This is a genomic window from Gottfriedia sp. NPDC056225, assembly GCF_042267765.1.
In the GTDB taxonomy this organism is placed as follows: Bacteria; Bacillota; Bacilli; order Bacillales; family Bacillaceae_G; genus Gottfriedia.
On the sequence record NZ_JBHJTJ010000003.1, the window covers coordinates 16,639 to 41,852 of the forward strand.

A 25,214-nucleotide genomic window follows, 5' to 3' on the forward strand; every position below is an offset into this window, starting at 1 on the left:
GTATCTAAATTGCCAATTTCTCTAAGGTAGACAAGGAATTGAGCTTTCTAGGTAAAGGTCGAAGGGTGATATGATAGCTAGTTTCAAGTAGTTTATATAAAATTACTTGTTGAAATTTATCGATTAATATTAGTTAGTTGAACAAATTTGTCAAAATAACAAACTTATCAATTGTCATTATAATAAAATTAGATTTTTGTGAAAATTCTAAATTGTATTATGGAAGGACTTGATAAGATTGAAAAAGTCGAATAAGATAAAGCCTTTTGCTTCGGTGAAAAAGGCTGCAGTTGTCGTGTTAAGTACTGGTCTTTTACTAGGGCCAGTAGCGAATCTAAATTATACTTCTGTTGCACATGCACAAACAAATACAAATGCAGAAAGTATATTAGCGAGTCTGACGAAAGAGCAACGTGAGGCATTACAAAACTTAGATAATCATAAATTAAAAACTGGATTACAATTATCACGTGATATTGATTTATCAAGTGATAAAGATGTAACTGTTATCGTGGAATTTAAAGAGCTACCAGCAAAAGCAGCACAAATTGCCAAAGCGATTAAAGGCGAGAAGCTTTCTCTTGCGCAAGCAAATGAGAATGTAGAAAAATCACAAGTACAGTTTAAAAAAGATCTACAAACAAAAATAAAGAAGTCAAAATCAGGTAAAGAAGCCTATCACGTGAAATATACGTATAAGGATTCGATGAATGGTGTTGCATTAACCTTACCGGCAAATCAAGTAAAATCATTGCTAAATTCGAATGTCGTAAAGGCTGTTTATAGTGATTACACAGTACATGTTGATCCACCTGCTCAAACGGAAGAATCAGAAACGAAGGATCAAACAAAGGTTGATAGTATTCCGTTCCTAAATCTTGATAAACTACATGACGAAGGATACACAGGAAAAGGTGTTAAAGTAGGGGTTATTGATACAGGTGTTGACTATAATCACCCGGATTTGAAGCATGCATATAAAGGTGGATATGACTTTGTTGACAACGATAATGATCCGATGGAAACAACCTATGCGGATTGGCAAAAGTCAAAAAAGGCAGAGTATTCCAATGGTGAAACATATTATACAGATCATGGAACACATGTATCAGGAACAATTGCGGGGCGTGCAGAGAACAATTCTGATTATAAGGTCATTGGAGTAGCTCCAGAGTCTGATTTATATGTTTACCGTGTATTAGGACCGTACGGAAGTGGAACAACAGCTGCAATACTGGCAGGGGTCGATAAAGCGGTTAAAGATGGAATGGACGTTATTAACTTGTCGTTAGGTGCTTCCATTAATGATCCGTTATATGCGACTAGTATAGCAATTGATAATGCTGTATTAAGCGGAGTGACTGCGGTTGTTGCAGCTGGGAACTCTGGAGATGCGCTATATACGTTAGGATCACCAGGAGCTGCTGCGCTAGCACTAACCGTAGGAGCAAGTACGGTTACAAGTAAAGCTACAAATTTTGAGAGTCAATTTGTCTCTGGCAGCAGTAATACTGGTGCGACAATGCAGTTGATGACGAAAAAATGGACAGATGATTTCAGCAGTATATCTGGAAAATCCTTTGACATTGTAAATGTGGGCTTAGGCGGTCCTAACGATTACACAGGAAAAGATGTGAATGGTAAAATCGCGTTTGTTCAGCGTGGTACGTATGCATTGATTGAGAAGATGGAGTATGCAAGAGATCATGGAGCAGCAGGAGTAATCATCTATAATTCGAATCCAGACGAAGGACAAATTCCAATTTTCTTAGGTGAGAGTAACGATAATATCCCGACATTTTCCATGACAAATCATGATGGACTAGCTATCAATGATTTATTTGCAAAAGGTGTACCGACTGTCACATTTGGCGCAAAAAGTGAAAAAGATCTTCCAGGAGATGAATTGGCAACATTTAGCTCTAGAGGACCATCTGGCACTTTATATGATATTAAGCCAGAAGTAACAGCACCAGGTGTGGACATCTTATCAACAGTGCCTTCTTACATATCAAATAAAGATAATACGTCTGATTATTCATCGGCATATTTAAGAATGTCAGGTACGTCTATGGCGTCTCCGCATGTAGCGGGAGTTGCGGCATTACTGTTGCAAGCTCATCCAGAATATACGCCTGGTGATGTAAAGACTGTATTGATGAATACAGCAGATCCACTAAAAAATCCATACAGTGTATTTGAAGTCGGAGCTGGTAGAATCGATCCTATGCAAGCAATTCATTCCGATACATTTGTTAGTGTTCAAGATAATACACCTTATATTGATAATGGCGTAGAAAAAATTATTCCAGAACAAACAGGTGGCCTCAGTTACGGATTCGTTGCAGTTTCTTCAGATAAGGATTATACAGATACTAGGAAACTATCATTTAAAAACTTTGGTAGTAAAGATAAAAAGTACGAACTATCAGTTGAGTACAATGTAGGTGTAAAAGGTTCATTGGATGCGAAGAAAAATGGTGTAACTTTACAGGTGCCAAATACACTTACGGTAAAGGCTAATAGTACTAAACAACTTTCTGCAATACTAGATATTCCGAAAGTAGCTGAAAAAGGCATTTATGAGGGATATATTAATATTAAAGACAAGAACAATCCAGAAGAAAGCTATCGTATTCCATTTGGTGTAAAAGCTGCAGACGAAGGCTTGGCTTACTTTGAACCATATACTAAGAGTATTTCAACGAACCGAGTCATCAATTTATTCAGTCGAAAGGATACTGATTTAGATTTTAGATTAAACTCTTCGATGCAAACATTGGACTGGGTACTAGTTGATCCGAAAACAAATAAAGATCTCGGACTAATTTATTCTTCTAGTGCGACTGGTGTAGCTGTTGATACAGATTACACGTTAGACGGCGGGTTTTACGGCAGATATTTTCCGTTCACTGGAGATGAAAAAAATCCAATCGGTTATATGTCTGAAAAAGCGCCGGATGGAGTTTATGACATTAAAATGATTGGGACAAATAGAGCGGGTAAACAATTTGTGAAAACATCGAAAGTAAGTGTTGATAATAATGGGCCAACAATCAAGTTCGATGACACAAATGCAATGCCAAAAGGGGATACCCAAATTGTAGAACTGGCAGAAGGACAAAATACGGTAACAGTTTCTGGAACGATATTGGACCCTGAAATAAACAAAACACAAGAAGCAGGAATTCCTCTTACACAGGCGAATAATAAATTATTTTATGGTCCTGGTTCATCATCAGCGTATTCAATAAGTGCAGATGAAACTGGAAAGTTTAAAACTGATGTTAGTGTGGCTGGAACGATTAATCCAATCCAATATGTAGGTGCTGATTACGCAGGTAATGCAACATTACCTAAAATGGTTTATTATACGAAGCCAGGAGCTTCCTATATCTATGCAAAACCAAATAAAGATGCAATCGAATTTGGTGACAAAATTACCTATACATTCTATGCACATAATTTACGAAAAGCTAACACACTTAATTTCAGTATGGACTACGTAGCTAAATATATGGACAGCGTTGAGTTTAAAAAAGCAAATAGTTTACCAGAAGGTTCAGACCTAACAACAACTATAAAAGGTACTACAAGTTTAAATACGACAGTGAAACTTACTGTACCAGGTGATGGAATTACAGGAGATGTGGCGTTATTTGATATGAACGTTGATACAAACGCTAACGAATTCCTTAACCCATTTCCTCAAATTTTTAGTTTTACTACGGTGCAAGTAAATAACGAAAGTGCGAATAGACTTCAAATCATTTTAGGTACATTACCGATGTATCCAATTTACTCGACTGCAACAGCTAAGATCAATGGTGTTGGCTTATATACGGCTGCAGGTACTTACAACAGTAGCATTGATTATACGAAAGTTGGAGCAACAATGAAGCTAAAAGGTATGAATGGTGTTATGTACGATGGAGCAATAGAAAAAAATGGAAATGTTACGTTTAAAGGCATTCCTGCAGCAGTTCAAAAATATACAGTAATTATGGATATTCCGGGACATTTCACGACGTATACACCGCTAGAAATTGGCAGAACAGAGAGAGGAATTAATATTGGAGAAGCAGTTAACTACTCAACAGTTGGTGCTAAGCCAGGTGATATTAATAAAGATAATGTGATTGATGTGATGGATGCTTTAATGATTCAAACATATTGGGGCACGAATAAGCGAAGTGCTGATATTAATTTTGATGGAATTGTTGATGCAAAAGACTTAGCATTAGTTGAGAAAAACTACTTAATAGCAAATCCTTTTGTGACAGTAGCACCAAAGGCAGTCAAAAAATATAAAGGAAGTACGTTAGAATCAATTAAAAGTGATTTAGGATTGCAGTAAAACTTAATTTCATTTTTACAGCAGTACTAGAAGACATTTAAGTTTTTAGGTTTTGAAATAATGTAATGTAATTTATCCCCTTATAAAAGACAGTCAAACTTATTGAATTGCATTTTATAAAGGGGATTTTTTTGAGAAATTATACCAATATAATCATTGTTGCATTGTGGAAGACTATTTGAAAAGGCGATAAATCACTGCTTTTTTATATATTAATATAATTTTAAATAAAAAAAGACCTACATATAATATGCAGGTCTTTATTGTTCTTTTTAATGTTTACAATGTGATCTAAGGCAAGTGAATGAAAAAATAAATACCTAGAAAAATGATTCATTACATTAATAAAGTGGTTGTTGAGTATGACAAGGTGGAAATCCATTAATATCTTGAATCGTATGGAAATCGTACTGTTTTAAAGCAAATTGTGCTTGGTACATATATTCATAAACTAGAAGCTTATTACCGGATACACCACACAATACACCTGATGTACCTTGCCCGTTTGTAAATGAAACTCCAACGGGTTGACCGATTAAATATCTAACTTTTTGAGTCCAAGGCATTTTGATCACTCCTTTTAAAATAACTATATTAAAACGAGTAGAAAGTGGTGCTTGTGTAATTTTTATTGTGAGAGTTATATTACAAATAATTAAAAAAAGTTCAGGTTGATATTTTTTTTCAAAATTAAAATCAAATCAACTATGCATATAATGAAATTGCCAACTAAAATGATAACAGTTTAGATTTTGCTATGAGGAATCTTATTTTTAAATAAGATTTCTCCTTCCCTGTTAGATTCTATTATTTATATATTAAGTGGTGTAATATAGGAGGAACTGTATGAAAATTGAACAATTAAGTCATCTAAATGAAATAATAAAAAGTGGTTCCTATCGTATTGCAGCAGAAGTATTTTTAGTAAGTGAAGAGGTTATTAGAGAATCGATTATTTGTTTAGAAATTGATTTTGGTTTTAAATTAATTGAGTGTGATGACGATTCTAAAGTGGTACCCACATTTGAAGGATTAGGAATTATTAGTATAGTTAACGAAGTATTAAAGAAATATGAGGAGTTTGAAGAAAAAGTTAACTCACTAAGAAAGAATTCTGTTTCAAATTGCAATTTGATGTATGATGTGAGTATATTATAAATTATTTCTATGCCGAGCAATGAAATCTACTTTTCATTGCTTATATATATTGATTCGATAAAACTCTTAAAGATCTTCAATTAGAAGGTTTTTTTTTTGCGAAAATATATGTTAAAAACATACTAAACCGTTAGATATCCTATTCTATTATTACAAAGGAAAACGGATAAAAAGTGCTCTTGTAATGAAGTAATAATAGAATTCTAATATAATTTAAAAAGACCAAACCACTAAAGATTTGGTCTTTTTGGATATAATTTTGATGTTAGTTTTCTATACTAGCTTGAATATAATTAATAAAGATCTTTGAAATTTTAGTAAGAGGTTTACTTTTAAGATAAACAGTCCAGAGTTCATCACTAATATATGGTGAGAATTTTAAAGGAATTGACTTAAGTTGACCAGAAAAAGTATCCGGATGATTTTTGATTGTAATATCTCGGACAAAACTAATCCCTAAACCATTTTTTACTGCCTCTCGTATACTTTCTGTATTATTTGAAATAAAATGTATATTCATATTTTTTACGATTTGACGACTGTGCTCTACAAGTGAAGGAGTGTTATACAGGACAAAATTTTCATGGAGTAAATCTTCAGGTGTAACTTCGTCTAAATTATACAAAGGAGAGTTTTTTCCAACAAGTGCGCAATATTTAGTCATTGTCAAAAGTTCATATTGTACATCTTTATTTTCTTTTAGTTTACTTTCATCTGAAAATATGAATGCAATATCTGGCTGACCAACTGGTATATTACTTAGGACTTGGTCTGGAGCATATTCATAAACCTGAACATCAATCTTTGGGAAATCTTTTTTGAAATTAATAATCGATTCGTTTACTAAATAAACTAATCCAGGAGGGGTTGCAATTTTTAATTGAGTTTGATTTGTATCATTTTGAATTGCAATCTTTTCCTCTAATATTTCAAATTCATTTATTATTTTCTTAGCTTGATTAATGATTTCTTTGCCAGCTTCAGTAGGAACTGTCTTCATTTTTAAACGGATAAATAACTTCAAATTTATTCTCTTTTCAAACTCTCTAAGAGCTTGACTAACGGCTGAAGCAGAAATATGTAAATTTTTAGCCGCCTTAGTGATCGATTCTTCCTTCGATATTTCAACGATATATTTTAATTGTTCAATATTCATTGTTAATTACTTCTCCCCCATCAAACGTAAATGAATTATATATATGTTTCTAAACATTTTAAATTATTAATAAGTAATATGATAATGGAAAAATTTACTATTTTTATGTTTGTGAATAGTTTTACCATTTATTATGCGAATATAATTACTGAAAATTACAGAATTAAGAAATACTTAATACGTTGTAAACTATTATGCGTTTTACAGGACAAATTCAAATAACTACAATATAGATAATATAATATTTGGGAAGTTTAAGTGGTTCCTTTTCTGAAATTTTAGAAAAAAACAAAAATATTAAAATTGTTACTTTTTTAACTGTATTAAGTTGGAAGTGCAATTGGTTTTGTATTCTATAATAATTTTTTTATTCATTTTTTCCTCATTATTGTTATTTATTACTATTGGGAAATATTAACTTGTTGCGATCCACTTAATATGAGTATGGACAGGTTATGTGGATGTTGAATTCAGAATGCAATCCCTCTAGCACCGGACAAGTTATACTTGTCGTTGTTGCAGCTACATGGAAAATGGGATTAATCACAAAATCTTATACACGCAAATTTAAACAGCATCTTAGCATTTCAACATATTTAATTCCAATAAACAATAATTTTGATGCTGTAAACCATTTGTAAAATGGTTTATGGCATTTTTGCTTTTTATATTTAGAGATTAAAAATTATTAATATTAGGTGGGTGGGGTGCAACATGAATGATTTTCTACTTTATGAATTTACCAAGTTGATGAAGAAAAAAAAATGGAATCTTAAAGAGTTAGCATTTAATGCTGATATTCATTACAGTGACATGAGTAGAATTTTTAATAACAAAAAAGCACTTTCTTTACATTATTTGGATGCCATAACAGAAGCTTTCGATCTACCTAAAGGATCCTTTTATAAGGGGTATGTAAAGTTATGCTTTAATGAACGAAATCTTTTAGATAAAAGGAGAAGTGATGCTTTTGTTTATGAGTGTGCGAAAAATGGTTTTAAATCGGAATTATCTTATATTTTATCAGTTATGATTGAGGAAAAGTCAAAGGCAATTCGAACTAAATATTTTCAAAATTTATTTTTTACTGCTGAACAACTGTTTTTAGAAGGGAAAGAAAAAGAAGCATTACCTTTATACGAACTAATTATTGAACATATGCCTAATACAGCGACAGAGGAAGTTGCAATTAGTTATTTTCGAAAGTTTTATATGACGCGTTTAACAAACGAAGGGAGTTTAGTTTTAGTTCGTGTTTTAGAATATATTTCATATATGCCACCAAAATTTCAAGAATTAACGATCTTATGGATTACGGCTACTTACTATATGTTAAAACAATGGGATGAGGTTTTACATTATGCTAAGCGATTAGAAAAAATTGCGAAAATAGAAGACCATTTAGGCCGTGCATTAATGTACCAAGCATTTGCTTTAACTAGACTAGGAAACAATTTAGATGAGGTTTTAAACTTAATTGATCGATATGAAGAAATTAATGACTATTATGCAGATCTTGCTGCAGGAAATCGATATGTAGCGCAGATTGATTTTGGTGATGTTCAAGTTGTTGATTCATATTTTAATTGGTTGCGAAGCCGTGATGATTTTTATGTTGGAATACCAAGAATTCTAGAAAGTTATGTCAAATTAGGTCGTTTAAAAGATGCTGAAAACTTTATTGAAGATCACCATGACCAAATCGTCGAAATGAGCAATTCTACTAATTTATTAAAACAACATCTTTATTTAGATTACTGCTATGCGCTTGGTGTTTTAAAATGTGAAACAAATCAAATAAACGAAGGCTTAGATGAAATTTTAAACGTCGCATTAAAGGTGAAAAACTCTGAAATTCACGAGAGATTTCAAAAATGTTTAATAGCAATCTGGCATTATAGAGATTTTTTAAGTAAAGAACTAGAAGAAAAATATATTCGTATTTTAAGTTGAATAATTATTATAAAGGCTCTGGGTGTGTATTAAACCGGAGTCTTTTATTTTTATATTAATGAAAATCATGTATGGAATTCGGTGTTAATTTCTGAATAAACAAAATATAAAGGTTGGATTTTGTTGAAATTTATTAGAAAAAAATAGATTTAGATTAAAATTTAGTCGAAAATAATTGTTTTAATGTTGGGAATTGTCGGAATTTATCGATAAAAATGATGAAATTGATAATTTTTGTCAAAATGTCGAAACTGTAAACTCTCCGTATAATCAATTTTGAAAGAGAAATTTTTAAATGGGGGAGACAATAGGATGAAGCGTTTAATCAAAAGTACAGCAGTTTTGACATTAAGTACTGGTGTATTATTCAATGCATTTCCAGTAACTCAACATCAGTCGATTGTAAAGGCAGCAACACAATCTTCAATTGAAGAAGTGCTTGCAAAGCTTACGCCTGAGCAGCGTCAAGCTTTAAAAAAATTAGATGTTACTAGTCAAGAAGGATTACAGTTACCTTCTTCAGTAGACTTACAGAGTTCTAAAAATCTATCAGTAATCGTCGAGTTTAAAGAACAGCCAGCAAAAGTTGCCGTTTTAGAAGAGGCTGTAGAAGGTACCAGTTTATCTCTTGATGATGCAAAACAAAAGGCAGACGATGCTCAAGATACATTTAAAACTGATTTACAAACCATTTTTAAAGATGATTTAAAAGAAAATAAAAATCTTTATAAAATTAACCGAACTTACAAGAATACCTTAAACGGTGTTGCGATTGACTTGCCAGCGAATAAAGTTAAGTCATTGTTAAAATCTAAAGCTGTTAAGGCTGTTTGGCCAAATAATGTGATTCAAATTGAGCCAGAAAAAGCAACTGAAAGTGCACAAGGTACGACAACGAAAACGGAAACGGAAGTATTTCCTGGTGTAAGCAAATTACACGCAGAAGGATTTACTGGAAAGGGCGTTAAAGTAGGAGTCATTGATACAGGAATTGATTATAATCACCCGGATTTAACGGATGCTTATAAAGGCTATCGCGCACAACCTGGTGTTGATCCAAAGACAATCAGTCCTAGTTCTGTAAAAGGTTGGGATTTTGTTGACAATGATGCAGACCCAATGGAAACAACTTACGATGATTGGAAAAAATCTGGGCTAGGGGAAAAAGATCCACTTACTGGTGAAGCATACTACACAGAACATGGAACACATGTATCAGGAATCATCGCTGGTCGCGGTAAAAATAATACGGACTATGCTGTAACGGGTGTAGCACCTGATGCTGATTTGTATGTATACCGTGTATTAGGAAAATTTGGTTCAGGTACAACAGAAAATGTTTTAGGTGGAATTGATAAGGCAATATCTGACGGCATGGATGTTATCAATTTATCACTTGGCGCTAGCGTAAATGATCCAGAAAATGTTGAAAGTCTTGCATTAAACAACGCGGTCCTTTCTGGTGTAACGGCAGTTGTAGCGGCTGGTAATGCTGGTAATGGCATGTATACAGTAGGTGCACCTGGAGCTGCGGCATTGCCAATTACAGTGGGTGCAAATGATACAAAAACAGTCATTGCTACATCAAAAGGTACATTACATGGAACGTCTGATGTAAGTGCTGATTTAAAATTATTAGGTAAAGGTTTAAACGACAACGTAGATAGTTTAAAAGGTAAAAATTTACCAATCGTTTTAGTACCGAATTACGGTGCAGATACTGATTATAAAAATATCGATGTGAATGGTAAAATCGTACTCGTAAAACGAGGTTTAAATGCGCTGATTGATAAAATCACAATTGCCCAAAAACATGGTGCAGCAGCAGTTCTTATGGCTGACAATATAGCTGGTGAAGGGTTTATTCCAGCATACTTAGGTGCGGGCTATGGAATGATTCCGACCTTCTCTATGTCATATGAGCAAGGTAATGACCTGATCGCTAAACTTGGTACAGGTACGCCAACATTCTCATTTGATGAAATGGGACAAATAACGAATCCAGGAAGTACATTGGCGTCATTCAGTTCTCGTGGACCAGCTCGTATCACATATGATATTAAACCAGAAGTAACTGCACCAGGTGTTGCAGTATTCTCAACAGTTCCATCCTATATGCATGGTGCAGATCAAATTGGAAATTATCAGTATGCGTACGATAATTTATCTGGTACATCGATGGCTACACCTAACGTAGCTGGAGTTGCAGCTTTATTATTACAAGCAAATCCAAATTTAACACCAGCACAAGTGAAACAAACATTAATGAATACAGCTGACCCATTAAATGGTGATTATAGTGTATTTGAAACTGGTGCTGGACAAGTAGATCCTTATGAAGCTATTCACTCACAAACGAGAATTGAAGTAGTGGACGAAACGAAAGGTATAGCAGATAAAAAAGGAAATCTTAAAACAGTTAAAGACTTAACTGGCGCGCTTGCATTTGGTGTGTTTGCACCAGCTGGACAAAATATAAGTGACCAACGTTCAGTTAATATATATAACAATAGTAATCAAGCAAAAACTTATGATGTAAAAGTAACGTACCAAGCTGACCGCCGAGGATCATTAAATGCTGACGACAATGGTGTGCAAATTGTGACGGATAAATCCATTAAAGTTGGGGCAAATTCGAAAAAGAAATCAACTGTAGCGATTACGGTACCAAAATCAGCTAAATTAGGTATTTACGAAGGATTTGTAACTTATACAAACCATGATAATCCAGCTGAAACATACCAATTACCTTTCGCGATTAAAACAGTGGAAGAAGGAATCAATCCAATATCGTTTACACCACAAGCAATTACGCAAGTATTTGACTATGCGATTCCAGGCCAATTAGTGTATACAAATGCGATGATGAGTCTTAAATCACATATGCGTACATTTGACGCGATTCTTGAAGATGGCAACACAGGTAAAGAAATAGGGTATATCGGATCAATGGACGGTCTCGGAATGGATGAAAATATTAAATACACAGTAAATGATGTATTTAATGGCCAATATTACAAGCCGACAGGAAACGACGACCAACCATTCGAGTACACTTCAGATATGGCGAAACCTGGATACTACAAAATTAAAATAATTGGTACAAATGATGCAGGCAAAACATTCTCACAGGAAGCACCAATTTATTTTGACAACACAGCCCCTAAACTAACAGTAAATGCTCCAGATATTGTTAAATATAAAAATGGTGAATCTAGTGTCACATTTACTGGTTCGGTTTATGATAAAGAAACAGAAGAAATGCAAAAGCTTGGTATGAACTTTAATCAAGGTAGTACAAAAGTTTATTATAAAGATTATTTAGGTGGAAGAGATATTGCAGTACCAGTAAATCCTGACGGTACATTCTCTGTTACAATTCCAACAGTTGCAACAAGATCAATGGAACTTAATTTCTATGCAGTTGATGCGGCAACGAATAAAACTTATGTAGGCGGTAGAGATATATTTGTTACTCGTGATGACGTAACATATGGATATATACAACCTCAAGATCGTTCGGCAAAAATGGGTGAAACAACTCATGCGACATTCATGTTAAACAAAGCAAAAGATGTCAAACAAGTTGTTTATAAATTTACTCATTATGCAAATGTTGCATCAATGAATCTTTCACTTGATCCAAGTGTAGCTGATAAAGTGGACATGACTGTGACAGATAATCCGGTTGCTCCAGGAGCAAGTAATTATACAACTACAGTTACAATCAAAACAAAAGATGGAGTAGCTCCATTATCAGGTGATTTAAAACTTGCGGATGCAGCATTTAAAATGAGTAATACGTATACTGCAGCTCCTGCCATTTACGAAGGGTTAGCAGGATTAAGTAGCGTGACAGTAACTGATAGCAATAACTCGACAACTGCAGTTCAGGCTGGCAACCCAGTCGTAGCATACATGGACCCGACTTATTCTTTACTTCGTGGACCGAAAGCTGCAGAAGCATTCTTGGCTCCAAATGGTCAACCAATAGGTGGAACTACGCTTGATTATTCAAAATTGGGCATAAAAATAACAGCAACAAGTTCAAACGGTACTGTTTACCAGGGGTTAAATGATTCTTCTAATACATTCCAAGTACCAAATTTACCATTAACGGATGATACGTACGAGCTACAAGTCAATATCCCTGGACATTTTACAGTGCACAAAAACTTTACGATTGGATTCCATGAAGATGGAAAAGTAACTCATCAAAACCTTTATCTATATGGATTACAACCAACGTATGCAGGGGATGTAAATAAAGATGATGTCATCGATGTAAAGGATGCACTTTACTTACAAACATACTGGGGAACAAATAAACGTGAAGCAGATATTAACTTTGACGGTGTAGTTGATGAAAAAGATATGGCATATTTAGAGAATAATTACTTAATGCAAAACCCTACAATTAACTATGCTCCAACACCGATAACGAAATATAAAGGGCAAACTTTAGAAACTGTTAAGAGTGCATTAGGAATTAAGTAATAGAATCATAAATTTATAGTGTTAAGGGCTCCGGTATAAAACCGGAGTCTTTTTTGTTCAATATATAGAAATGACATATCACCAAAAAGAAAGATTTAAAAATATAAGTACAATGAAAACTTTAAAAAAAATCGAGAGAAGCTTGTCGAATTTTATCGGGAAATTAAAGCAACTCATTCATCATGTTATCTACGTTACCCTTATGGAGGTATAGATGACAGAGATAAGCAAATAGAGTGGTGATTAAACTTATACGTTTTAATTTGGAACAATACACTTAAATCTTATGATTAAAATAAAAACGAATACTACCCCTTTAAATGATAAAATGATAAATAAAATACTAATTTAATTGAGGTGAAAGTAATGAATACATGTGCAGATGTTTTAATTGTGATCGATTTGCAAAACGGAGTATGTAACAGCGGCGAGAACTTATTTGAATTAGAAAATTTACTTTTTAAAGTAAATAAAAGAATTTCCTTATATAGAAAATTGAATAAACCAATTGTTTTTGTTCAACATTGTGATGAAGAATTAATACCAGGAGAAAAACTTTGGGCTATACATGCTAATCTTGATGTTCAAGAACAAGATTTTTTTATTCAGAAAATACATGCAAATTCTTTTTACAAAACGAACTTAAAAAAACTTTTAGATCAATTAGATATACGCAGTATAGAATTTTGCGGAGCACAAACGGAATACTGTATGGACGCTACAATTAAATATGCTCAAGGATTAGGTTACGAAAACATGATGGTACATAGAGCAACGTCTACATTAAATAATCAGTTTATGTCTGCAAAAGAGACGATAGATTTTTATGAAAATATATGGAATCAGAGATTTTTAAAGTTCATAGAGGATGAAGTATCTAGCTAAAAGTTGAATAACTCTATACAACATGCGGATAAACTTAGTTTTATAGAATAAATGGAGGGATGGTCATGGAGCAAAATAAAGCAGCAAGTAAAATCACAACTCAAGTAGGTGATAATGAGATTGTGATTACCCGAATTTTTGATTCTCCACGTGAACTTGTGTTTGATGCATGGATGAAAGAGGAGCACTTGTCAAAATGGTGGGGTCCTAATGGGTTTACATCAACTTTTCAAAAGTTTGACATGAAGCCTGGTGGTAGATGGGAGTTTATAATGCACGGTCCTGATGGAGTTGATTTCCCTAATACTAATCTTATTGTAGAGCTCGTTCAACTCGAGAGAATCGTATTCAAACATGATGTTTTTCCACATTTTGTTGCAACAGCAATCTTTGAGGAGTTGGATGGTAAGACGAAACTGACTTATCGATCGCTTTTTGAAGAAGAATCTACTGTATTCGATAAAGTGAAAACATATGCCGTTCCAGGTGCTGAACAGACAATGGAACGCCTTGAAGAATACCTGGCAAATATGTCATAATGTACGTAACAATAAATAAAAAGCCCAAAAAACTAGAATATCTCAGTAGAAGGTATTCTTTTTTTTGTAATAAAATATTCACTACTAGCAAAAGAAGGTATATTCCATTTTTTAACGAACACCCATTAATAAACTTTATAAAGATTGGGTGGTAATTATAGTAAAGCTAAATCAAATTTATGGTAGTGGGCAAATAGAAAATAAAATTATAGAGAAACTTCGGAACGCTGGATGTGTTTATGCAGAAGAAGAGACTGAATTACTAATTTCAAAAGCTCAAACAATAGAAGAACTTATAACAATGGTAAACCTTCGAGCAACTGGTTCCCCTTTAGAACTCATACTAGGTTGGGCAGAGTTTTACGGCATAAAAATCGAAGTAGCCCCAGCTGTATTTGTTCCGCGCCGCCGGACAGAATTCCTTGTTCAAAAGGCTGTTGAATTTTCGATACCTGGTGTCAAAGTGGTCGATCTTTGTTGTGGTACTGGCGCAGTAGGTGTAGCGATTTCCAATGCTGTGGAGATGGTTGAATTGTACGCAGTCGATATTGATCATAATGCAGTACAATGTGCTAAACGCAATGTTTCTAAACAAGGTGGTTTTGTATTTGAAGGCGACCTTTATAATTCACTGCCTGCTCACTTACTTGGAAATGTTGATATTATAGTAGCAAACGCGCCATATGTTCCAACTGGGGCAATAAAATCTCTTCCTCTGGAAGCACGGCTATATGAACCAAAAGTGGCACTTGATGGCGGTATTGATGGTAATGATATTCATAGAAGAGTAGCAGAAGATGCCCCTTTATGGTTAGCTTCAGGTGGCCATCTATTAGTAGAGACAAGCAAGATGCAAGCTCCTCAAACTGTAGAATTTTTTACACAATGTGGATTAGTAGCTCATTCTCTATATAATAGAGAATTCGACGCTACAATTGTAATTGGTAAAAAGCCTTGCTAGTGAAATAAACAAAAAAAAACAGAAAAGCCAAAATTAAGGTTTTCTGTTTTTTAGTTTATTCAGCATTCGAGAAATAATAGGTTAATTTATGCTAAATAGAATGTTTTTTTTCTTGATCATAGCTACTAGAATGACTTAATACATGATCCAATATTTTTTTAGTAAAGGGCATAAAATAATTGAGTATTATACCTCCAAAACAAACTGTTATTACAGTTCCAACGCCAATTGGTCCCTTAAAAATTAATGCCATTATGAAGAATATGAGGTAGATTAATGTTTTTGAAAAAAATAAATTTGTTTTAGTTAATTCCTGTATGATTAATGTTAGTCGATCAACTGGAATCGGGGCGAAATTTGTGTGTAAATAGGTTGAAGTTCCTAGTCCTGAAACAATTAGGCCAATTCCAAACCAAATAACTTTGCTATACCATAACTCGGGTACTAAAAAATCGTGTAATATAAAAAGCCACATATCAATACTAGCACCTGTTATAAATGCAGTTATCAGCCCTAAAAATTCTGGTCTTTTTCTTTTTAAAATTGAATTTAAACATATCAATAGTAAAGCAATAATTATTTCCCAACTTCCAACAGTAAGCCCCACATTTTTGGATAACCCTACTAAAAGTGCATCAAAAGGGGGAACTCCAAGATTCGATTGAATAGTGATCGAAACACCAAGTGCTAAAATTAAAATTCCTAATACAAAAAAAACATAACTCATTTTCCTTGTTCGATTTAACATTTAATTAGCAGACAATTCTTTTTGCATTAGAATATGTGGAATTCCATCTTCCATAAAGATATCAGATGAAGTATGATAGCCAAGTTTTTTATAAAAACCTTCTGCATGTGTTTGACCATGCAATTTAACTTTTGTAGCCCCACGTTCTACCGCGATTTTTTCTAGTGCTTTAATAATAATTTTACCCAGACCGAATTTACGGAAAGACTCAAGGAGACAGATTCTTTCCAATTTACCTACTCCATCAACAAACCTAATTCTTCCAGTTCCGACTGGTTTCTCATTGTAATGAACTAATATGTGTTCGCAAATTCCATCTAGTGTATCAAATTGATCAAATTCATCTTCTAGTGGTACGCCTTGCTCTTTCACAAATACATCTTTTCTTATAGAAAACGCGATCTTTAAATCCTCATCATTTATTACCTTTTTTGCATTCATTTTGATCAGTCCTTTTAATTTAGAGTGTTTTGTTGCAAATACAACAAAATTAGATTAAATTAAATATATACAAATTTTATTGCATTTACAACAAAAATGATTACAAGGAGTAAATTATGAAGGAAATACTTCGTGAAATTGGAATGATTGCAAGGGCATTAGATTCGATCAGCAATATTGAATTTAAAGAATATGATCTTACAAAAGGACAGTATTTGTATCTCGTACGAATAGTTGAAAATCCAGGAATCATTCAAGAAAAGTTAGCTGAGATGATAAAAGTAGATCGAACAACAGCTGCACGGGCTATAAAGAAACTTGAAATTGCTGGCTTTATTGAAAAGAAAGAGGATAAGGAGAATAAAAAAATAAAAAAACTTTTTGCGACTGAACAAGGAGAAAATGTTTACCCGTTTATAAAAAGGGAAAATGATTATTCTAACCTCGTTGCATTAGAGGGATTTACAAATAGTGAAATGGAAACGGTTTTTGATCTCCTACAGAGAGTAAGAAAAAATGTAGAAAAAGATTGGGAATTTGTAAAAAAAGGAAACAAGAGAAACTATTGATATAGGGGGAATGTCATTTATATGTCTATACAAGTAAAAAAGTGTAGCTATGAGGATTCGCAATTATTACAGGAAATTGGTTTTGAAACATTTAATGAGACGTTTAAGGATCAAAATACTAAAGCAAATATGATTGCTTATCTGGAGAAAGCATTTAATTTAAAACAAGTAAAAAAAGAATTATCCAATACTTATTCAAAGTTCTTTTTCGTTTATTTTAATGATGCAATCGCCGGATATTTAAAGATAAATACTAGTGTTGCTCAATCCGAAGAAATGGGTGAGGAAACACTTGAAATTGAGAGAATTTATATAAAGAAAAATTATCAAAAACTTGGACTTGGTAAATATTTGTTTAATAAAGCTTCGGAAATTGCGCTGGAGCTTAATAAAAAGAAAATCTGGCTGGGTGTCTGGGAAAAGAATGAAAATGCAATTTCTTTTTATAAAACATTGGGTTTTGTACAGATTGGCGCGCATTCATTTTTTATGGGAGACGAAGAACAAATAGACTTTATAATGATGAAAACACTCGAATAATCTCATTTATTAGAACGAAGCAAAGGAGTAAAATATGGAAATCACAATTAGGAAAGTAGATAAAGAAGAAGTGTGGGAAATAAGACATAAAGTTATGTGGCCAGATAAGGCTTTTGATTATATAAAATTAAATGATGATGGTCTTGGGATGCATTTTGGACTTTTTAAAGAATCTACTTTAATTTCAGTCATTTCACTTTTTATAAGTAATAGTGAATGCCAGTTTCGTAAATTTGCAACTCTTCATCAAGAACAAGGTAAAGGATATGGAAGTTCTCTGTTAGATTATGCTATGAAAGAAGCGCAAAACAATGGTGTGAAGAAAATTTGGTGTAATGCCAGAATGAATAAAGCAAATTTCTATAAAAAGTTTGGCTTAGAAGAGACTAATGCTAGCTTTATAAAAGATGGCAAACAATACGTTATTATGAAGAAATATATGTAAGTGATTATTTAGTAGATAAAAAGTATTGACATTGAAATTGATAATCATTATCATTTAAATATGGCAACAGTTAATACAAACCACCCCGGTATTGATAAGTGGTGCCAAAAAGCCTTAATGTAATGAAAATTCCCCAACCCCTATTTCATATGATTAAACCAGAAAAGCTTGATTAGTCACCAAGCTTTTTTGGTGTTTTTAGGGAAATATTTGTCTAATTAATTGGATATTTAATGAAAATATGAAAATAATAATCAAATCACAACCAAATAATAAATTTGAAAGGAATTCACTTGAAAACTTTACTAATCGGTAGCATTATTATTTTCCCTATTATCATGTATGGATTAGCAAGAACTTATCCTATACTTAATACCGTTTTTAATTTCATAGCAATTATTTGTTATATAGTCTTTGGGGGAATAGTAGCAATATCAATTTATGAAATTATAAAACATAATGTTGTTTTTATGACAAATATTCATGCTGTTTTTCTTAATATTTATTTTATTATTTCTGGTTCTTATTTGGGTTTATATGGCTTGTATCAATTGATTAATTTGACGATGAAACAGCCTAATCCAACTAATAAATAATTTACTTAATTCAATTCAATAAAAAGATAGTTCTAACGAAAAACACCACAACGCATCATTTTCTGTAGATGGAATTACGTTGTGGTGTTTTTAAGTTTTATTTTTCTATTTGAAATTCTTGCTTATGGTCAAAATCCTTTTTCGAGAGTTCGCCTGGCCAATATGCGAATCTACCTAAAACAGTAGTGATTGCTGGAACTAAAAGTGGTCGAACGATGAATGTATCAATTAATACTCCAACACAAGTAACGATACCAAATTGTACTAATACTTGAATTGGTAGTGTTGCTAACACTAGAAATGTACCAGCTAAAATCAAACCAGCCGATGAAATAACGGCCCCAGTTTTTGCAACTCCATTCGATACTGCATCGCGATGGGGTTGTTTATTTTTATTTTTCCATATTTCAGAGACCATGAATATATTATAATCTTCACCTAATGCTACTAAAAATACAAATGAATATAAAGGAATTGAACCTTGTATTGCGCTAGCCCCAAAACCGTAGTGAAGAATTAGCCAGCCAGCACCTAATGCCGAAAGATATGATAATATGACCGTTAGAATTAAATAAATCATTGCCGTAAAGGAACGTAAGTAAGTTAACAACAATAATGCAATCAATCCAATCATGACCGGAATAATAACTGATTGATCTCTTTCAGTTGTATTTTTTGTATCTAAATTAGTTACTGTTTCTCCACCAATCCAGTAATGCTTATTTACTTTTTGGATATCATTTTTGTTCAATAGCTTCTTAATTTTTTTCTCAAGTTGAGGAATTCGCTCTAAACCTTTAATAGAATAAGGATTATCGACTAATGAAATCTCATATAATTGTAAATTTTTATGATCTTTACCTGTAATCGGTTCAGAAACTTCTTTTACGAATGAAAGTGATTCTAATTCTTTTTTTACAGGAATATTTTTATTTTCTGTATCGATAATCACTTTAACAGGTGCCAATAAACCTGATGAATAGTGGTCTGATATTAAATCAAATCCTTCTCTAGAAGGCATATCTTTAGGAAATGATTGAAGCAGATCATATGTGTATTGTACTCGAGGCACAAATAAAGCTAGCCCACCTAATAAAATGGTAGAAGCTAAAATAATTGTCCAAGGTTTAAGAGTAACTAGTTTTCCTATTTTTTGATTAATTGACAATTTGGTTTGCTCTGTTTTTATTAATTTTCCTTTTTTCTTAGCTCTTAATGCTTCCATTTCTTTTGTTCTAGGGATAAAAGGATAAAATGAAACTCTACCAAATATAGAAAGTAGGGCGGGAAGGATTGTTATTGCAGCAATACCCATAATAAGAACTGCCAAACTAAATGGAACTGCGAAACGATGGAACGCACCATAATGAGCAAATAAGAGTGTGCCTAACCCAATAACGACCGTTAAAGCACTCATCGAAATGGCCCCACTAGATTCTTTAATTGCGAGTTGCAATGCTTTATATTTATTTTCTTCATTAAGTAAACATTCACGATATCTAGATATTAAAAATAAACAATAATCAGTACCTGCACCAAATAATAATACTGTCATGATCGAAACGGCTTGTGAATCAACTGTAATAATACCTTTTTCACCTAAAACACCTAATAAAGGGTTTACGATTCCGTATGCGAAACCGACTACTATTAACGGCACAATTGCCATAATTGGTGAACGATATAGGAGGATTAAGAAAACTAATACAAGTGATACAGTAGATAATAAAAGTTTAACATCGGCTTGTGAAAATAAACTTACAGCGTCTGTTTGAATACCTACTGGACCAGAAAAGCGAACCTTTAGACCAGATTCTGATAATTTTCGTTTAACTGGGTCATCAACCGTATTATTTTTAATTAACTTTTCTAGTTTGTCGATATTTTTTTGTAGTACTTTATCATCAGCTTTTTTATCAAAAAGAACAGCTGTAATGATTGTAGTACCATCCTCAGAAGAACTTTGTTTAATTGCCTCGGTAGGCATCAAATCATATGACGGTGATGTTAATTGTTTTTCCAATGGATTGTTTCGAAGCGCTTTATAAACATTTTTAATGGCATTGAAATCTTCTCCATTTAGACCGTCTTTACGATTCCAAACAATTAATAAAGGGTTTCCAGAATCAGTTGGAAACTCTTTTTTAATTAACTGCTCTGCTTTTTGCGACATGGATTGCTTAGGTAGGTTATCTGCTGCATTATTTTCTACTTCATTTACAGATGGAAAAGTAAAAGATAATACTACCGTTAATAAAACCCACACCAACAATGTTATCCATCTTGTACGTTTACTACCAACAAATTTGCCCCATGAATGAAAGGGGTGATGTTTCATATGGAATTCACCTCTCGTAAAATTGATTACCATAATTATATATACTGGTCAGTTAATTATTCAAGAACTTTTAATATGATATAATGAAAAGGAATTAAAAGGTTAGGAGAGAAGCATATTGGAACAAATGAAACGTCCCCTCGGTAGACCGCCACAGGATTCTAAAAAAAAGCCTACAAAAACAATAATCGTTGAAAATGCAATCCAATTGTTTCTTCAAAACGGATATCAATTAGTTTCAATGGATGACGTAGCTAAACAGTGTGGTGTGACCAAAGCAACGGTTTATTACTATTATCCAACAAAAGCAGATCTCTTTACGGATGCAATGGTTCAAATGATGCTACGAATAAGTGACCGGATTGCTGAGATTTTATCAACGGAACAGTCTTTAAAAGAAAACCTCCACGAAATGGTAAAAGTTCATTTAAGAGCTACCTTTGAAATTGATTTAAAAACTTTTACGAAGGAAGCGAAAGTTTCTTTATCAGATGAACAATTACAACAGATGAATAACGCTGAAGAGAAGATGTATAATGTGATTGAAAAAGCAATGACAACTGCAATTGAGAACGGAGAAATACCTCAAGGGAATCCAAAGTTCTATACTCAATTGTTCTTTGCAATTCTATCCATTGGAAATTATAAAGACACAGATCAAAAGTCAATCTTTTCGACAATAGATGAAATGGCCGAACAAATCATCGATTTCTTTTGGAATGGAATAATGGGTAAAAAATAAAAAAAGATGATTTGAAAGTTGTTAGAAAACCCGCTTGGAATTGTGAATGAATTCCTGGCGGTTTTTTTTATTTGTTTGAAGATGATATTAAGCAAAATTAGTGAAGGGCGACTCAGAATGGATGATTTACGAGCCGGTTATAGTTAAATATTAACGAGTATTCGCATATATCAACGAATTTCAGCAAAATATCAACGAGCATTAGCAAAATATCCACCAAGTTCACAACTTTATCAACAATGTTCAAAATTTGTTCTCATAATTCAATATTTTAATCTTTAGAATGTCCTTAAAGAAAAGCAGGAATTTAATTGAACAAGTTGAATTACATACTACAACTGGTAAATAATACAAAAAAACAATTTAAAAAGGTAGTCGCATTGAGCATTCATTAATCCGTCATTTCTACTAGGCTCTCACTTTGAACTACTAGCAAAAGTGTTTAAAAGTAAGGCTTAGGGTGAATGATTTACATAAAATTGCTTTCCCGAAATTTGAACTTTGAGGTGTCAACATTGAAAGATATTTTGCTGATTTTATTATTGCAACTGATTTATGTACCTGTCTTAACTTTGAGAACTATTTTCCTTGTTAAAGGCTTGAGTGTGTCTGCCGCGCTTTTTGGTTTTTTAGAAGCAATTATTTATGTATTTGGATTATCACTTGTGTTTTCTGGAGACCAAAGTACATTATCAATGATTGTTTATGCGGTTGGATTTGGAATTGGTATTCTAATTGGAAGTTACGTAGAAAATCGCTTAGCGATTGGCTATACGACATTAGTAGTTAATTTAACGAATAAAAATAAATTGCTTATTAACCGACTTCGCGAGGAAGGATTCGGAGTGACGGTTTTCCAAGGTGAAGGAAGAGACAGTGAGAGGTATCATTTAGATATATTGACAAAGCGAAATAGAGAACCTGAACTAATGGATCTTATTGAGCATTATGAACCGAGTGCCTTTATTATTTCATATGAAGCGAGAAGATTTAAAGGTGGATTTTTATTAAACGCAATGAAGAAAGCAAAACATAAGAAATCGAATGTATTATAGCCACTAGATAAATAAAAAATCAGAGAAACAGGCGTATCGTTTCTCTGATTTTTTTGATTTAAAGGGTAGTTGTTAAATAAAAATATAAGTTACGAAAGACAGAAGAATTGATGTAATGATTATGGCGATTAGAGGGCGTAATGATTTAGTACGTAGTTCTTTTAGGTTAATATTAAATCCTAAGCCAGTCATAGACATTGTTAAGATAAAAGATGTAAAGGCAGCAATGTCTGACATGGATTTTTTTGAGATTGGAACTTCTTTACCAAGAATGTAACTCCCTACAAAACTCATAATGACGAATCCAATTAAAAACCATGGGAACTCCAATTTTGCTTCTCCGTCTAATTTTCCTTTTCTTTTCATCCAGAATAAAAGGATAAAACAAACCGGAATTAATAGAAAAACACGTGCAAGTTTGGCAAGAAGTGCATGAGCAAGAGCATCTTGACCAGTAGGAGCAGCTGCTAAAGCAACATGAGCAATCTCGTGAAGACTTATTCCGGCCCATGCCCCGTATTCAGTTGGACTAATCGGTAATAATGGATAGATTAAAGTATAAATAATGGAAAAAATTGTGCCAACTAATGCTATAATACCGACGGCCATAGCGGTGTCTTCATCTTTCGATTTAATGATTGGAGATACGGCAGCGACTGCAGCAGCACCGCAAATACCTGTTCCAATACTTAATAATAATGACAGATTAAAATCTGCTTTAAGCCATTTTGCAATAGCCAAAAGAACAACTATCGAAAAGATGATTGTTCCAGCACCTTTTAATAATAAAGGCAAACCATCGTTAAAAATAACAACCATGTTCAATTTCAAACCGTACAGAATGATGGCGAATCTTAAAAGTCTTTTTGAAGAAAATTGAATGCCAGCTCGTAATTTTTCAGGATATCCAAAAAATTGTCTATAAACTAGAGCTAGCAAAATGGCACATGCAAGTGGTCCAACATGATCGAATCCTGGTAACTTTGCCAATTGAAAGCCTAAAGTAGCTATGATGAATGTAAAAGTGATTCCATATATCATAGAAACATTTAATTGTTTAGAAGGTTTTTTTTGTTGATCAGGTTTTGTAGCAATTATAGCTTTTTGTTCCATCTTGTTCATCTCCTTGTGGGGTTCTTTATATTTATCCTATCGAATCATTTACTATAAGGAAAATAAATAATTATTATAATAATGATAGGTAAATACGATAATAAGAAGATGAAATGGATTAACTGCTATCAGTCTTGATGTTAGTGAATCATTTAAAAAGTATCTTATAAAAAAAAGGATAAGAAAATTATTAGTAATTTTGCTTATCCTTTATAGAATATTTCATTAGAGGACTTCAACATCAACATCTTAATGAAGATAATCAAAAGTATTTTTTGCTAACAGTAAAAACGTTACTGTGATAAAGAGGATGCGGACATAGCCACTTCCTTTTTTTATTGCAAATTTTGAACCACAAATTGCACCGGCTATTTGTGCAATACCCATAGCTAAACCATAGGCATAATGAATTTGTCCTAAATACATAAACATCAATAATGCAGCAATATTACTGCCGAAATTTAAAAATTTTGCATTCCCGGCTGCTTTTAAAAAATCAAATCCTATCATTAAAAAAGCAAATATTAAGAATGAACCTGTTCCAGGACCAATAAAACCATCATAAAAACCAATTGCAAAAATCAAAACCATAAACATGATAATACGAGTAGCTGACAGCTTTTTGTTGGAAGTAGTATCTCCCCAATTTTTCTTAAAAATAGTATAAATTGCGACTGCCGCAAGCATTACAAGCATTAGAGGTTTAAGAACTGTAGGGTCTATTAAATGGACAGTCCAAGCTCCAAAAATAGAACCAATAAAAGTGAGTGGGAATAACTTATAAACAGATTTTATATCAAGCTTACCTGAACGATAAAACATGATTGTGCTCGTTAAAGATCCAATTGACCCAGCTAATTTGTTCGTTGCAACAGCAGCAGCAGGAGAAAGCCCAGTAAATAACAATACTGGCAAAGTAATTAATCCTCCGCCACCAACTACGGAATCAATAAATGCAGCTAAAAATCCAAATACAATTAAAGTTAATAATAACGATGGATCAAGATGGAATATCATCAAATCTACCTTTCTTTTATCTACTAATTAGATAGTAGTTAAAATAATAAATAAAGTAAATCATTAATTTAGTAATATAAGAATATTTTTACTTTAACAACTGT

Annotated in this window: 19 protein-coding genes; 12 read left to right on the forward strand and 7 right to left on the reverse strand. The window is 32.9% G+C overall.

What is annotated here, in order from left to right; translation table 11 throughout:
• Nucleotides 1-238: 238 nt before the first annotated feature.
• Nucleotides 239-4,357, forward strand: coding sequence for a S8 family serine peptidase (locus ACFCYN_RS03520; RefSeq protein WP_375947539.1), 4,119 nt, complete (start codon nt 239-241; stop codon nt 4,355-4,357).
• Between the two features lie 341 nt (nt 4,358-4,698).
• On the opposite strand, the gene ACFCYN_RS03525 is transcribed toward ACFCYN_RS03520, so the two are convergent.
• Nucleotides 4,699-4,923 carry a hypothetical protein gene (locus ACFCYN_RS03525; RefSeq protein ID WP_172446061.1) on the reverse strand — a complete coding sequence of 75 codons (225 nt, stop codon included), beginning with the start codon at nt 4,921-4,923 and terminating at the stop codon, nt 4,699-4,701.
• Nucleotides 4,924-5,203: 280 nt separating this feature from the next.
• Here ACFCYN_RS03525 and ACFCYN_RS03530 point away from each other — a divergent pair, with 280 nt between their 5' ends.
• Complete coding sequence (locus ACFCYN_RS03530) at nt 5,204-5,515, forward strand: hypothetical protein (protein WP_375947541.1); 312 nt, start codon at nt 5,204-5,206, stop codon at nt 5,513-5,515.
• 265 nt (nt 5,516-5,780) lie between these two features.
• On the opposite strand, the gene ACFCYN_RS03535 is transcribed toward ACFCYN_RS03530, so the two are convergent.
• Complete coding sequence (locus ACFCYN_RS03535) at nt 5,781-6,671, reverse strand: LysR family transcriptional regulator (protein WP_375947543.1); 891 nt, start codon at nt 6,669-6,671, stop codon at nt 5,781-5,783.
• Between the two features lie 714 nt (nt 6,672-7,385).
• Between ACFCYN_RS03535 and ACFCYN_RS03540 the strand changes: the two genes are divergently transcribed.
• The 5 genes from ACFCYN_RS03540 (at nt 7,386) to ACFCYN_RS03560 (ending at nt 15,506) form a co-directional block, all read left to right on the forward strand.
• A complete protein-coding gene (locus tag ACFCYN_RS03540) occupies nt 7,386-8,624 on the forward strand; it encodes a helix-turn-helix domain-containing protein (RefSeq protein WP_375947545.1) in 1,239 nt (412 codons plus the stop codon).
• Between the two features lie 312 nt (nt 8,625-8,936).
• Nucleotides 8,937-13,121 (forward strand): S8 family serine peptidase, encoded by a 4,185-nt coding sequence (locus ACFCYN_RS03545; RefSeq protein ID WP_375947547.1) that lies wholly within the window; start codon nt 8,937-8,939, stop codon nt 13,119-13,121.
• Between the two features lie 366 nt (nt 13,122-13,487).
• On the forward strand, nt 13,488-14,006 hold the full coding sequence (locus ACFCYN_RS03550; protein ID WP_375947549.1) for a cysteine hydrolase family protein: 519 nt from the start codon (nt 13,488-13,490) through the stop codon (nt 14,004-14,006).
• Between the two features lie 65 nt (nt 14,007-14,071).
• Nucleotides 14,072-14,545, forward strand: a complete 474-nt coding sequence (locus ACFCYN_RS03555) for an SRPBCC family protein (protein WP_375947551.1) — start codon at nt 14,072-14,074, stop codon at nt 14,543-14,545.
• A gap of 193 nt (nt 14,546-14,738) precedes the next feature.
• Entirely contained in the window at nt 14,739-15,506 is a 768-nt protein-coding gene (locus tag ACFCYN_RS03560; protein ID WP_375947827.1) for a putative protein N(5)-glutamine methyltransferase, read from the forward strand.
• Nucleotides 15,507-15,597: 91 nt separating this feature from the next.
• Here the strand turns inward: ACFCYN_RS03560 and ACFCYN_RS03565 are convergent, their stop codons facing one another.
• Together ACFCYN_RS03565 and ACFCYN_RS03570 are read right to left on the reverse strand one after the other, a co-directional pair.
• On the reverse strand, nt 15,598-16,233 hold the full coding sequence (locus tag ACFCYN_RS03565; RefSeq protein ID WP_375947553.1) for a YczE/YyaS/YitT family protein: 636 nt from the start codon (nt 16,231-16,233) through the stop codon (nt 15,598-15,600).
• 21 nt (nt 16,234-16,254) lie between these two features.
• A complete protein-coding gene (locus tag ACFCYN_RS03570; RefSeq protein WP_172446053.1) occupies nt 16,255-16,695 on the reverse strand; it encodes a GNAT family N-acetyltransferase in 441 nt (146 codons plus the stop codon).
• A 116-nt stretch (nt 16,696-16,811) separates the two neighbouring features.
• Here ACFCYN_RS03570 and ACFCYN_RS03575 point away from each other — a divergent pair, with 116 nt between their 5' ends.
• From ACFCYN_RS03575 to ACFCYN_RS03585, 3 genes are read left to right on the forward strand one after another with little or no spacing between them, the layout of a single operon-like run.
• Entirely contained in the window at nt 16,812-17,264 is a 453-nt protein-coding gene (locus ACFCYN_RS03575; protein ID WP_375947555.1) for a MarR family winged helix-turn-helix transcriptional regulator, read from the forward strand.
• Nucleotides 17,265-17,285: 21 nt separating this feature from the next.
• Nucleotides 17,286-17,804 (forward strand): spermidine/spermine N(1)-acetyltransferase, encoded by a 519-nt coding sequence (paiA, locus tag ACFCYN_RS03580; RefSeq protein ID WP_375947557.1) that lies wholly within the window; start codon nt 17,286-17,288, stop codon nt 17,802-17,804.
• Between the two features lie 34 nt (nt 17,805-17,838).
• Nucleotides 17,839-18,249 carry a GNAT family N-acetyltransferase gene (locus ACFCYN_RS03585; protein WP_375947559.1) on the forward strand — a complete coding sequence of 137 codons (411 nt, stop codon included), beginning with the start codon at nt 17,839-17,841 and terminating at the stop codon, nt 18,247-18,249.
• Nucleotides 18,250-18,942: 693 nt separating this feature from the next.
• On the opposite strand, the gene ACFCYN_RS03590 is transcribed toward ACFCYN_RS03585, so the two are convergent.
• Complete coding sequence (locus tag ACFCYN_RS03590; RefSeq protein ID WP_375947561.1) at nt 18,943-21,183, reverse strand: MMPL family transporter; 2,241 nt, start codon at nt 21,181-21,183, stop codon at nt 18,943-18,945.
• A 118-nt stretch (nt 21,184-21,301) separates the two neighbouring features.
• Between ACFCYN_RS03590 and ACFCYN_RS03595 the strand changes: the two genes are divergently transcribed.
• Both ACFCYN_RS03595 and ACFCYN_RS03600 read left to right on the forward strand, forming a co-directional pair.
• Nucleotides 21,302-21,925, forward strand: a complete 624-nt coding sequence (locus tag ACFCYN_RS03595; RefSeq protein ID WP_375947563.1) for a TetR/AcrR family transcriptional regulator — start codon at nt 21,302-21,304, stop codon at nt 21,923-21,925.
• Between the two features lie 515 nt (nt 21,926-22,440).
• The gene (locus ACFCYN_RS03600) at nt 22,441-22,980 is read left to right on the forward strand and encodes a DUF2179 domain-containing protein (protein ID WP_098119906.1); all 540 of its coding nucleotides are present in this window, start codon (nt 22,441-22,443) and stop codon (nt 22,978-22,980) included.
• A gap of 72 nt (nt 22,981-23,052) precedes the next feature.
• Here ACFCYN_RS03600 and ACFCYN_RS03605 read toward each other — a convergent pair whose 3' ends face one another.
• Both ACFCYN_RS03605 and ACFCYN_RS03610 read right to left on the reverse strand, forming a co-directional pair.
• The gene (locus ACFCYN_RS03605) at nt 23,053-24,093 is read right to left on the reverse strand and encodes a YeiH family protein (RefSeq protein ID WP_375947565.1); all 1,041 of its coding nucleotides are present in this window, start codon (nt 24,091-24,093) and stop codon (nt 23,053-23,055) included.
• A gap of 249 nt (nt 24,094-24,342) precedes the next feature.
• Nucleotides 24,343-25,110 carry a TSUP family transporter gene (locus ACFCYN_RS03610; RefSeq protein WP_375947567.1) on the reverse strand — a complete coding sequence of 256 codons (768 nt, stop codon included), beginning with the start codon at nt 25,108-25,110 and terminating at the stop codon, nt 24,343-24,345.
• Nucleotides 25,111-25,214 lie beyond the last annotated feature (104 nt).

Bases quoted from the DNA above. Each gene is read 5' to 3' on its own strand.
- ACFCYN_RS03570 (WP_172446053.1), bottom strand. From the start codon at position 16,695: ATGAATGCAAAAAAGGTAATAAATGATGAGGATTTAAAGATCGCGTTT.
- ACFCYN_RS03550 (WP_375947549.1), top strand. From the start codon at position 13,488: ATGAATACATGTGCAGATGTTTTAATTGTGATCGATTTGCAAAACGGA.
- ACFCYN_RS03610 (WP_375947567.1), bottom strand. From the start codon at position 25,110: ATGATATTCCATCTTGATCCATCGTTATTATTAACTTTAATTGTATTT.
- ACFCYN_RS03530 (WP_375947541.1), top strand. From the start codon at position 5,204: ATGAAAATTGAACAATTAAGTCATCTAAATGAAATAATAAAAAGTGGT.
- ACFCYN_RS03585 (WP_375947559.1), top strand. From the start codon at position 17,839: ATGGAAATCACAATTAGGAAAGTAGATAAAGAAGAAGTGTGGGAAATA.
- ACFCYN_RS03535 (WP_375947543.1), bottom strand. From the start codon at position 6,671: ATGAATATTGAACAATTAAAATATATCGTTGAAATATCGAAGGAAGAA.
- ACFCYN_RS03605 (WP_375947565.1), bottom strand. From the start codon at position 24,093: ATGGAACAAAAAGCTATAATTGCTACAAAACCTGATCAACAAAAAAAA.
- ACFCYN_RS03555 (WP_375947551.1), top strand. From the start codon at position 14,072: ATGGAGCAAAATAAAGCAGCAAGTAAAATCACAACTCAAGTAGGTGAT.
- ACFCYN_RS03575 (WP_375947555.1), top strand. From the start codon at position 16,812: ATGAAGGAAATACTTCGTGAAATTGGAATGATTGCAAGGGCATTAGAT.
- ACFCYN_RS03540 (WP_375947545.1), top strand. From the start codon at position 7,386: ATGAATGATTTTCTACTTTATGAATTTACCAAGTTGATGAAGAAAAAA.
- ACFCYN_RS03590 (WP_375947561.1), bottom strand. From the start codon at position 21,183: ATGAAACATCACCCCTTTCATTCATGGGGCAAATTTGTTGGTAGTAAA.
- ACFCYN_RS03545 (WP_375947547.1), top strand. From the start codon at position 8,937: ATGAAGCGTTTAATCAAAAGTACAGCAGTTTTGACATTAAGTACTGGT.
- paiA (WP_375947557.1), top strand. From the start codon at position 17,286: ATGTCTATACAAGTAAAAAAGTGTAGCTATGAGGATTCGCAATTATTA.
- ACFCYN_RS03565 (WP_375947553.1), bottom strand. From the start codon at position 16,233: ATGAGTTATGTTTTTTTTGTATTAGGAATTTTAATTTTAGCACTTGGT.
- ACFCYN_RS03525 (WP_172446061.1), bottom strand. From the start codon at position 4,923: ATGCCTTGGACTCAAAAAGTTAGATATTTAATCGGTCAACCCGTTGGA.